General features: G+C 69.2%; 8 protein-coding genes. 4 read left to right on the top strand and 4 right to left on the bottom strand.

Translation table 11 applies throughout. The features are described from left to right. Positions 1 to 214: 214 nt before the first annotated feature. Positions 215 to 2,566: a GH92 family glycosyl hydrolase gene (locus tag QN245_RS03380; protein WP_317844565.1), complete on the bottom strand. Its 2,352-nt coding sequence runs from the start codon at positions 2,564 to 2,566 to the stop codon at positions 215 to 217. A gap of 131 nt (positions 2,567 to 2,697) precedes the next feature. On the opposite strand from QN245_RS03380, the gene QN245_RS03375 reads away from it, so the two are divergent. From QN245_RS03375 to QN245_RS03365, 3 genes are all read left to right on the top strand, one after another. Further along, positions 2,698 to 3,747: a LacI family DNA-binding transcriptional regulator gene (locus tag QN245_RS03375; RefSeq protein WP_184646105.1), complete on the top strand. Its 1,050-nt coding sequence runs from the start codon at positions 2,698 to 2,700 to the stop codon at positions 3,745 to 3,747. Then, on the top strand, positions 3,744 to 5,048 hold the full coding sequence (locus QN245_RS03370; RefSeq protein ID WP_317844564.1) for a sugar MFS transporter: 1,305 nt from the start codon (positions 3,744 to 3,746) through the stop codon (positions 5,046 to 5,048). The genes QN245_RS03375 and QN245_RS03370 overlap by 4 nt, the downstream gene beginning before the upstream one ends. Positions 5,049 to 5,139: 91 nt before the next feature. After that, positions 5,140 to 6,426: an AGE family epimerase/isomerase gene (locus tag QN245_RS03365; protein ID WP_317844563.1), complete on the top strand. Its 1,287-nt coding sequence runs from the start codon at positions 5,140 to 5,142 to the stop codon at positions 6,424 to 6,426. Positions 6,427 to 6,599: 173 nt separating this feature from the next. Here QN245_RS03365 and rpoD read toward each other — a convergent pair whose 3' ends face one another. Continuing rightward, positions 6,600 to 8,462 carry an RNA polymerase sigma factor RpoD gene (gene rpoD / locus QN245_RS03360; RefSeq protein WP_317844562.1) on the bottom strand — a complete coding sequence of 621 codons (1,863 nt, stop codon included), beginning with the start codon at positions 8,460 to 8,462 and terminating at the stop codon, positions 6,600 to 6,602. A gap of 114 nt (positions 8,463 to 8,576) precedes the next feature. Further along, positions 8,577 to 9,017 carry a D-aminoacyl-tRNA deacylase gene (dtd, locus tag QN245_RS03355; RefSeq protein ID WP_160966102.1) on the bottom strand — a complete coding sequence of 147 codons (441 nt, stop codon included), beginning with the start codon at positions 9,015 to 9,017 and terminating at the stop codon, positions 8,577 to 8,579. A gap of 178 nt (positions 9,018 to 9,195) precedes the next feature. Between dtd and QN245_RS03350 the strand changes: the two genes are divergently transcribed. Further along, positions 9,196 to 10,110: a lauroyl acyltransferase gene (locus QN245_RS03350; RefSeq protein WP_317844561.1), complete on the top strand. Its 915-nt coding sequence runs from the start codon at positions 9,196 to 9,198 to the stop codon at positions 10,108 to 10,110. 92 nt (positions 10,111 to 10,202) lie between these two features. Here QN245_RS03350 and QN245_RS03345 read toward each other — a convergent pair whose 3' ends face one another. Continuing rightward, positions 10,203 to 10,724, bottom strand: a complete 522-nt coding sequence (locus QN245_RS03345; RefSeq protein WP_317844560.1) for a GNAT family N-acetyltransferase — start codon at positions 10,722 to 10,724, stop codon at positions 10,203 to 10,205. Positions 10,725 to 10,826: the final 102 nt, after the last annotated feature.

Here is a 10,826-nt window from a genome sequence, read left to right as displayed (position 1 = left end):
GCAGCAACGGACGCAGAGGGCTGGGCCATCATCCAAACGCAGATGCGCGCCGGCGCGGCTTCGAAGCACCTTTGAACCTGCTTCCACCACACTCAAGCCGGATGCCGCTGGCCCTGTAGGAGCGGCTTCAGCCGCGACCGAGCTTGACCGGGAACACCTCGTCGCGGCTGAAGCCGCTCCTACAGGACATCTCCCGGAATAGGTGGAGTGCCCTTCATTCGCTCATCGAATAGGCGCGCTCGGCGCCAGCCGCGGCCCAGGCCGTGTTGGGCGTGGCCTGCAGGGTGAAGCGCAGTTCGCCGCCGGCCATGAGTTCCTCGTGGCGCAGGAACGCGCGATTCAGCGGGCGCCCGTTGAGGGTGACGCCGCCGACGTAGGGATGCGCATCGTCCAGGCCGTCGGCGATCACCGTGAAGCGCTTGCCGTTGGGCAGCGCCAGCGTGGCGCGCGGCAGGAACGGGCGGCCGAGGATGTACTGGTTGCTGGCCGGCGCCACCGGGTAGAAGCCCAGCGCGGTGAACACGTACCAGGCCGACATCTGCCCCATGTCGTCGTTGCCGGCCAGGCCGTCCGGACGCGCCGCGTACTGGCTGCGCATGATCTGCTGCAGGCGCGCCTGGGTACGCCACGGCTGCCCGGCGTAGGCATACAGATAGGCGACGTGGTGGCTGGGCTCGTTGCCGTGCGCGTACCAGCCGATCAAGCCGGTGATGTCCTCCATGTGTGCGAACACCTTGGGATCGACCTTGGCGTCGAACACCTGGTCCAGCCGCGCCAGCAACTTGTCGTCGCCGCCATGCGCACGCGCCAGGCCGGCCACGTCCTGCGGCACGTACCAGGAGTACTGCCAGGCGTTGCCTTCGGTGTAGTCGGTGCCGTAGCCGCTGGCATCCGGATCGAACGGGGTGCGGAAGCTGCCGTCGCGCTTGCGCGCGCGCATGAAGCCGGTGCCCGGATCGAAGGCGTTGCGCCAGTTGCCGGCGCGCTTGGCGAAGGTGGCGGCGACCTCGGTGCGGCCCATGTCCTGCGCCATCTGCGCGATGGTCCAGTCGTCGAAGGCGTACTCCAGGGTCTTGGAGGCGGCCTCGCCTTCCTCGTCGATCGGTACGTAGCCCAGTTCGCGGTACTGGGCGATGCCGTCGTAGGGCCCGTAGTCGGCGCTGGCCACCATGGCCTTGAGCGCGGCATCGGTGTCGTAGCCGCGGATGCCCTTCATGTACGCGTCGGCGATCACCGGCACCGCGTGGTAGCCGATCATGCACCAGGTCTCCAGGCCGTGGAACGCCCACACCGGCAGCACGCCGTAAGGGCTTTCGCGCTGGTGCGCGAGCAGCGAGTTGACGATGTCGTTGGTGCGCTGCGGCGGCTGCACGATGGTCAGCAGCGGGTGCAGCGCACGATAGGTGTCCCACAGCGAGAACGTCGAATAGTGGGTGTAGCCCTGCGCCTGGTGCACGGCGTTGTCCGGCCCGCGGTAGCGGCCGTCGCTGTCCATGAACAGGGTCGGGCCGAGCAGGCTGTGGTACAGCGCGGTGTAGAACTGGGTGCGCTGGGTGGGCGGCGCGTCGACGTCCACCGCGCCCAGCGCCTGCGCCCATTGCGCACGCGCGGCGCGACGCACGCCGTCGAAATCCCAGCCCGGCACTTCGGCGTCGAGGTTGGCGATGGCGCTGTCCTCGCTGACCGGCGAGATCGCCACCTTGACCAGCAGCGGCCCGCGCAATGCGTTGCCGAAGTCGAACGACCCCACCAGCTGCCGGCCTTCGATCTGCGCGCGCTGGGTGGGGTCGTTGTCGCCCGGCGGCGGGAAGCCCTTGTAGGGAATGTCCTGCTCGGTGTTGTGGAAGGCGTGGCCGCGCAGCGGCTGCGAGAAGCGCAGGGCGAAGTACAGCTGCCGCCCCGGCGCCCAGCCGCGGGTCTCGCGAAAACCGGTGACCGTACCGTCGGCGCGCAGGCGCAGCCGCGACCAGCTGATCTTGCCCGGGTAGTCGTACAGGCTCGTGCGCAGGTCCAGCAGCACGTGCGCCGGCTGGCCGGCCGGATAGGTGTAGCGATGCACGCCGACGCGGGGGCTGGCGGTGAGTTCGGCGCGGACCTTGTAGTCGTCCAGGGTCACCGCGTAGTAGCCCGGCTCGGCGCGCTCGTCGTCGTGGCGGAAGCGCGCGCTGTAGCCGCTGCCGGGTTTGTCCGGGTCGCCGCGCTCCAGCCGAACCGTGCCGCTGATCGGCATCAGCAGCACGTCGCCCAGGTCGGAGTGGCCGGTGCCGGAGAAATGCGTATGCGAGAAGCCGACCAGGCTGCGGTCGTCGTAGCGGTAGCCTGCCGCCCAGCCGTAGGCGTCCTTGCGCGGCTGGATGCGCGTGTCCGGGCTCAGCTGGACCATGCCGAACGGCACCGTGGCGCCGGGATAGGTGTGGCCCTCGCCGCCGGTGCCGATGAAGGGATCCACCGCTGCCACCGCGCGCTCGCCCACCTTGGCCTCAGGTGCCGCGACGGCGGGCGCGGTCGGCCACAGCGCGGCCAGCAGCAGTGCGGCGGCGCCGCCCAGCATCCTCGAGCTACGCATGGCAGGCTCCCCAGATCGAATCGATCCAAACCGATAGCACAAACCCGCTGGGATGCCTTGCTGCACTGCAAAATGCGGATCGAATCACGACGGCGCAGGATGAGCGACCTTTTGAACCGGTCTAATGCGCCGTGGCGCCGTCTCCCGCCGACAAACGCGTCACCGTGTCCGACATCGCCGCCGCCTGCGGCGTGTCGCGGGCGACCGTGTCGCTGGTGCTACGCAACAGCCCGCTGGTGCACGCGGACACGCGCGCCCGGGTGGCGGCGGAGATCGCCCGCCAGGGCTACGTCTACCACCGCGGCGCAGCCAGCCTGCGCGGCCGCGCGTCCAATGCGGTGGCGCTGGTGGTCAACGACCTGGCCAATCCGTTCTTCGCCGAGTTCGCCGGCGGCGTGGACGCGGCGCTGGCCGAGGCCGGCTACGTGATGCTGATGGGCAGCACCGGCGAGTCGCCGGAGCGCCAGCAGACCGTACTGGGCTCGCTGATCGAGCACCACCCTGCGGCGATGATCCTCTCGCCCACCGAGAACACCGACGCGGCGCGGCTGCGCCAGTTGCTGGGGCCGCGCCTGCCGGTACTGCTGTTCAACCGCGCGCTGGATGGCGACTGGCCGCTGCTGGCGCTGGACAACCGCCGCGGCGCGCGCCTGGCCACCGAACACCTGCTGGCGCAGGGGCACCGCGCCATCGCCTTCTTCGGCGGCCACCGCCAGTCCAGTTCCTGCGCCGAGCGCCGCGCCGGCTACCGCGAGGCGCTGGCGGCCGCCGGCATCGCGGTCGACCCGGCATGGCTGATCGAATGCGCGCCGACCCGGCTGGAAGCGGCGCGCCAGGCCGGCGCGCTGTGCGCGCGCGACCCGCTGCCGACCGCGCTGGTCTGCTACAACGACGTGGTCGCGCTGGGCCTGGCCAGCGGCCTGGCCGAACGCGGCCGCGTGGCCGGCCGCGACTACGCGCTGATCGGCTTCGACGACATTCCCGAAGCCGCCGTCGCCACCCCGCCGCTGTCCACCGTCGCCGTCGCCCCGCGCGAGCGCGGCATGCAGGCCGCGCGCCTGGTGCTGGACGCGCTGCGCCACCGGCAGGCGTTGCCTGCGCTTACCATCGCCCCCGCCCGGCTGTGCTTGCGCGCCAGCAGCCGGGTCGCCCTCTCGCCCGTTCCCGGAGTCGCTGCATGAGCCGTCGCCCGCTGTCTAACACCGCCGCCATCGCGGTGGTCAGCATGATCTTCTTCACCTGGGGCGGCCTGACCAGCCTCAACGACGTGTTGATCCCGCATCTGAAAGCCGTGTTCCAGATGAACTACGCGCAGTCGATGCTGATCCAGTTCACCTTCTTCGGCGCGTACTTCCTGATGTCGGTGCCGGCCGGTGCGGTGGTGTCGCGGGTCGGCTACAAGGCCAGCATCGTCATCGGCCTGGTGGTGGCGGCGATCGGCGCGGCGATGTTCTACCCGGCCGCGCGCCTGCCCTCCTATCCGCTGTTCCTGACCGCGCTATTCGTGCTGGCCAGCGGCATCACCTTGCTGCAGGTCGCGGCCAACCCGTACATCAGCCTGATCGGCGCACCGGAGAAGGCGCCGAGCCGGCTCAACTTCGCGCAGGCGCTGAACTCGCTGGGCACCACCGTGTTCCCGTGGCTGATCGGCCCGCTGATCCTGGCCGGCGCGGTGCTCGGCGCCGACCAGCTGGCGGCGATGAATTCCGCGCAGTTGTCCGCCTACCGCATCGAGCAGGCGCGCTCGGTGGAAATCCCCTACCTGATGCTGGCCGGCGGCCTGCTGTTGCTGGCGGTGTTCGTGCTGGTGATGCGGGTGCCGTCGCTGCGCGAGGACAGCGATTCCAGTGCCGAGTCGCATCACAGCTTCGCCGACGCGCTGCGCCACCCGCACCTGCTGTGGGGCGTGGTGGCGATCTTCATGTACGTGGGCGCGGAAGTGTCGATCGGCAGCTTCCTGATCAACTACATCTCCGGCCCCACCACCGGCGGCCTGACCGAGGCCGACGCCAGCGGCTACCTGCCGTTCTACTGGGGCGGCGCGATGGTCGGCCGCTTCGCCGGCGCGGCGCTGCTGCAGTTCGTCCCGGCGCGCAAGCTGCTGGCGACCTTCGCCGGCATCGCCTCGCTGCTGCTGATCGCCACCATGCTCAGCACCGGCCATGTGGCGATGTGGAGCGTGATCGCCATCGGCCTGTTCAACTCGATCATGTTCCCGACCATCTTCACCGTCGCCATCGAGCGTCTGGGCGTGCTCACCAGCAAGGCCTCCAGCCTGTTGATCATGGGCATCGTCGGCGGCGCCATCGTGCCATTGGCGCAGGGCGCGCTGGCCGACGCCATCGGCATCCAGCACGCCTTCGTGATCCCGCTGCTGTGCTACGCCTACATCGTCTGGTACGGCCTGCGCGGCTCGCGCCTGTCGCCCGAGCTGGCGGCGGCCGCGCCCACCACCGCGCCGACCGCGCGCGTGATGCATTGATCCGCCGATCCGTTCCCGGCACGGCGGCGGCCCACGCCGCCGCCGCGCGCCGCCGTCTTCTCCTCCCTCACACAGTTCGCCAGCCGACCGCATGAACCTGCCCGCCACGCCCCTGCCCGACTTCGCCGACGCCGCCGTCCTGCGCGCGCACATCGCCGACACCATGGCCTTCTACCATCCGCGCGCGATCGACCCGGCGGGCGGCTTCTTCCACTACTTCCGCGACGACGGCAGCGTGTACGACGCCGGCCATCGCCACCTGGTCAGCAGCACCCGCTTCGTCTTCAACTACGCGATGGCGGCGATCGAGTTCGCCGATTCGGCGCTGGCCGCCGAGTACCTGGACGCCGCGCGCCACGGCCTGCGCTACCTGCGCGAGGTGCACCGCGATACCGCCAGCGGCGGCTACGTGTGGACCCTGCGCGACGGCGCGGCCGAGGACCGCACCCAGCACGCCTACGGCGCCGCCTTCGTGCTGCTGGCCTACGCCACCGCGAAGAAGGCCGGCCTGGACACCGATGCGTGGATGGACGAGACCTGGCAACTGCTGGAAACCCGCTACTGGGATGCCGCCGCCGGCCTGTACCGCGACGAGGCCACCCCGGAGTGGACGTTCTCCAGCTACCGCGGCCAGAACGCCAACATGCACCTGTGCGAAGCGCTGATCGCCGCCTACGAGGCCAGCGCCGAGCCGCGCTACCTGCAGCGCGCGCTGCTGCTGGGCGACCACATCACCCGCCGCCAGGCGGCGCTGGCCGGCGGCCTGGTGTGGGAGCATTACGACGCGAACTGGCAGGTGGACTGGGACTACAACCGCGACAACCCCAAGCATCTGTTCCGGCCGTGGGGCTTCCAGCCCGGCCACCAGGTCGAGTGGTCCAAGCTGCTGGTGCTGCTGCACGGGCACCTGCAGGCGGCCACCGGCACCGCGCCGGCGTGGCTGCTGCCGACCGCGCGCCACCTGTTCGATACCGCGCTGGCGCACGGCTGGGACGCGCAGCATGGCGGCATCGTCTACGGCTTCGCCTCCGGTACCGAGGAAGCGCCGGTGGTCGGCGCACCCGACGTGGCCGCAGCGCCGACCTACTTCTGCGACGACGACAAGTACTTCTGGGTGCAGGCCGAAGCCATCGCCGCCGCGTCGCGACTGCTGGCCGCCACGGGCGACGCCACGTATCGCGACGCCTACGACAAGCTGTGGGCGTATTCCTGGGAGCACCTGGTCGACCACCGCTACGGCGCCTGGTTCCGCATCCTCAGCCGCGACAACCGCAGCTACAGCGACGAGAAGAGCCCGGCCGGCAAGACCGATTACCACACCATGGGCGCTTGCCACGACGTGCTGGCGGTGATGCGCGGTAGCAAGGCGTTCGCGTAAGCGGATGCCGTTGTAGGAGCGGCTTCAGCCGCGACTCGGCGTTCCCGGTAAAGCCCGGTCGCGGCGGAAGCCGCTCCTACAAGGGATGCAGCGCACCGTTCGATCCGGCATCTGCGCCCACAAAAAAGCCCCGCACATGGCGGGGCTTTTTCGTTGTCGCGAACCGCGCTCGATCAGTCGATGTCGAGGAAGCTGCGCAGCTGCTCGGAGCGGCTCGGGTGACGCAGCTTGCGCAGCGCCTTGGCCTCTATCTGGCGGATGCGCTCGCGGGTCACGTCGAACTGCTTGCCGACTTCCTCGAGGGTGTGGTCGGTGTTCATGTCGATGCCGAAGCGCATGCGCAGCACCTTGGCTTCCCGCGGGGTCAACCCGGCCAGTACGTCGCGCACGGTCTCGGACAGGTTGATGTTGGTGGTGTTCTCGATCGGGGACTCCACGTTGGTGTCCTCGATGAAGTCGCCCAGATGCGAATCCTCGTCGTCGCCGATCGGGGTTTCCATCGAGATCGGCTCCTTGGCGATCTTCATCACCTTGCGGATCTTGTCCTCGGGCATGTCCATTTCCTTGGCCAGCTCCTCCGGCGTGGCCTCACGGCCGTACTGCTGGAGCATCTGCCGGGAAATGCGGTTCAACTTGTTGATCGTCTCGATCATGTGCACCGGGATGCGGATGGTGCGCGCCTGGTCGGCGATCGAGCGGGTGATCGCCTGGCGGATCCACCAGGTGGCATAGGTCGAGAACTTGTAGCCGCGGCGGTACTCGAACTTGTCCACCGCCTTCATCAGGCCGATGTTGCCCTCCTGGATCAGGTCGAGGAACTGCAGGCCGCGGTTGGTGTACTTCTTGGCGATGGAGATCACCAGGCGCAGGTTGGCCTCGACCATTTCCTTCTTGGCCTTGCGCGCCTTGGCTTCGCCATAGGCCATGGCGCGGCTGATTTCCTTCAGCTCGGCCAGGCTCAGGTAGGTGGCCTGCTCCACCGCGACAGTGGCTTCCTGCTCGGCGATGATCTGGTCCTTGACGTCGCGCAGCGCCGACGACCACTTTTGCTTGCGCTTGAGCGCATCGTCGACCCAGGCCACGTTGGTCTGGTTGCCTTCCCAGGAACGGATGAAGTCCTTGCGCGGCATGCGTGCCACGTGGGTGGCCAGATGCAGCACGCGGCGCTCGTGATCCTTGACCTGGGCCATGGTGTCGCGCAGCTTGCGTACCAGCACGTCGGTCAGCGGCAGCGGCAGCTTCAGGGTGACGAACACCTCGGCGATGTCGTTGCGCAGCTTGGTGACGACCTTGTGCTCGGCACCGTTCTTGGCGTGTGCCTTCTTGAACTTGGCGTATTCGGTGGCCAGCACTTCCATACGCCGCGCGACTTCGGCCGGGTCCGGGCCGGTCGGGCCGGCATCCTCTTCGGCGGTATCGACGTCGTCGTCGTCGTCATCGTCGGAATCGGCATCGGCGGCGCTGTCGTCGTCGGACACCGCGACCGGCGGCGCCGGCTCTTCCTCGACCAGGTCGTTGAAACCGACCACGATCTCGGCCAGCCGCTTCTTGCCTTCCTTGTGCTGTTCGTAGTCCTCGAGCAGGGTCTCCACCGCCAGCGGGAACGCACCCAGCGCGGCCTGCACCTGGCCGAGGCCTTCCTCGATGCGCTTGGCGATGGCGATCTCGCCTTCACGGGTCAGCAGTTCTACTGTGCCCATCTCGCGCATGTACATGCGCACCGGATCGGTGGTACGGCCACCCTCGGTGTCGAGCGCGGTCAGCGCCGCGGCGGCTTCTTCGGCCGCGGTGTCGTCGACTTCGCGGTTGCCGGTGTTGCCGTCGTTGAGCAACAGGGTTTCGGCATCGGGCGCAACTTCATGGACATCGATGCCCATGCCGTTGATCATGCCGATGATGTCTTCGATCTGTTCGGGATCGACCAGATCGTCGGGAAGGTGGTCGTTGACTTCCGCGTAGGTCAGATAGCCCTGTTCCAGGCCCTTGCTGATCAGTTGCTTGATGTCGGATTGCTGGGCAGGACGTTCGTTGGCCATGAGTGCTCGCGCCACCGGCAGGTAGGTGAATGAGTGAACCTAGCATTATAACAGCCCGGACCGCCGCTTGCCGGACGAGGAGCCTGAATGACTCCGCCAGGAACGCGCCGGCGTCTACGGCCGGAGCAGGAAAGTGACCGGGCCGTCGTTGACCAGGCTGACGATCATATGGGCACCGAAGCGGCCGCTTTCCACCCCTGGCGGGTGTTGCGCGCGGCACAGCTCCAGCAATCGGTTGAAGCCGCGTTCAGCCTCGGCCGGCGGCGCCGCCGTGGTGAAACTGGGCCGCATCCCCGAGCGCGTATCGGCGGCCAGGGTGAACTGACTGACCAGCAGCAGGCCGCCACCGGTGTCGCGCAACGACTGGTTCATGCGCCCACTCGCATCTGAAAACACCCGGTAGCCGAGCAGGCGCTCGGCCATGCGCCGCAGCTTGGCCTCGTCGTCGCCCGGCTCCACCGCCACCAGCGCCAGCAGGCCGGGCCCGATCTGGCCCACGACCTCGCCATCGACGCTGACCGAGGCCTGGGTGACGCGCTGGATCAGCGAGAGCATGGTGGTGGGGCCGGGATTGGGGATTGGGGACTTCGCATTGGTCGCGCCCGACGAACGGTTGCGATCTTGCGGCATCATCGCCGAACCGACGGGATTGAGAAAGCGACGAAGCCGCAGCCGGCGCCATCCTCGATGCCGTTCGGTCGGGTCCGACGCGCCGAGCGGATAAACTGGGTTGATGAAACCTGCGACGCTCGCTTCCCTGCTGTATCGCTGCGCCGCCGCCGTGGCGCGCCTGCCGTGGCCGTGGCTGCGCCGCCTGGCCGATGGCCTGGCCGGGCTGTGGCTGCGCCTGGACGCACGCGAGAGCCGGGTGGTCCGGCGCAATCTGGAACTGGCCTACCCGGACCTGCTGCCCAGCGAGCGCGTCGCCCTGCAGCGCGACGTGCTGCGCTCGACCGCGCGGCAGGCGGTCGAGACCCTGCTGCTGTGGACCCGGCCGCCGGAACAGAATCTGGCGCGCCTGCGCCTGCGCCATGGCCAGGAGCTGTACGACGCGGCACTGGCCGCTGGCCGCGGGGTGATCGTGGCCGCGCCGCATTTCGGCAACTGGGAGCTGCTCAACCAGTGGCTGGCCTCGCGCGGCGACATCGCCATCGTCTACCGCGCGCCGGAGTCGGCGGTCGGCGACGCCTTCCTGCAGTTGGTGCGCAGCGGCGAGCGGGTGCGCCAGGTGCGCGCCGAGGGCCCGGCGGTGCGGCAGCTGCTCAAGACGCTCAAGGACGGCGGCGCGGTCGGCATCCTGCCCGACCAGCAGCCCAAGGCCGGCGACGGCGTGTTCGCCCCGTTCTTCGGCGTGCCGGCGCTGACCATGACCCTGGTCAACCGCCTGGCCGAGCGCACCGGCGCGACCGTGCTGTTCGCCTGGTGCGAGCGGGTCGGCAACGACCTGGAGTTCGCCCTGCACGTGCAGCCCGCGCCAGCGGACATCGCCGATGCCGACCCGCTGCGCGCGGCCACCGCGCTCAACGAGGGCGTGGAGCGGGTGGCGCGGCGCGATCCGGCGCAGTACCAGTGGACCTACAAGCGCTACACGCTGCGTCCGGACCCGGCCGAACCCAATCCCTACGCCACCGAGCGCCATCCGCATTAGGGGGTAAGCCCCCCCCGTGGGCGCGTTCCGGGAGCCAGGACGCACGAGCGCGTGGCTACCTCCTGCCACGGATCGGCCGGACCGCGATCGCGCTAATCGTCGTGCGGCTGCGCCGGGCCGGCGAGGATGCGCTGGTAGAACGCCAGGTCCAGCCAGCGCCCGAACTTGAAGCCGGCCTCGCGCACGGTGCCGGCATGCACGAAGCCCAGTTGCTCGTGCAGGGCGATGCTGCCGGTATTGCTGGCGTCGATGCCGCCGACCAGCACATGCACGCCGCGCGCCTGCGCGGTGTCGATCAGCGCCTGCAGCAGTTGCCGGCCCGCGCCGCGGCCGCGATGGTCGCGGTGCACGTAGACCGAGTGCTCGACGCTGTACTTGAACGCCGGCCAGGCGCGGAAGGTGCCGTAGCTGGCGAAGCCGAGCAGGGTGCCGTCGGCGTCCTCCAGGCCCAGCACCGGGAAGTTGCCGGCGCGCTTGGTCGCGAACCAGACCGCCATGCTTTCCGGCGGACGCGGCCGGTAGTCGTACAGGGCGGTGGAGTGGACGATGGCGTCGTTGAAGATCTCCAGGATCGCCATGGCGTGGCGCGGTTCGGTGCAATCGACGAGCTGCATGCGGGGGCCGGAGCGGACGCGATGGCGCACAGTAGCAAGCAACCGGCGGCGCGTGCACACCCCACCCGCACCGGCGTGTTGCCGCAGACGGCGCATTCGGTT

Source organism: Xanthomonas rydalmerensis, assembly GCF_033170385.1.
In the GTDB taxonomy this organism is placed as follows: domain Bacteria; phylum Pseudomonadota; class Gammaproteobacteria; order Xanthomonadales; family Xanthomonadaceae; genus Xanthomonas_A; species Xanthomonas_A rydalmerensis.
The sequence above is the reverse complement of the archived record's forward strand: the minus strand, read 5'-3'. Positions and strand labels throughout refer to the sequence as shown.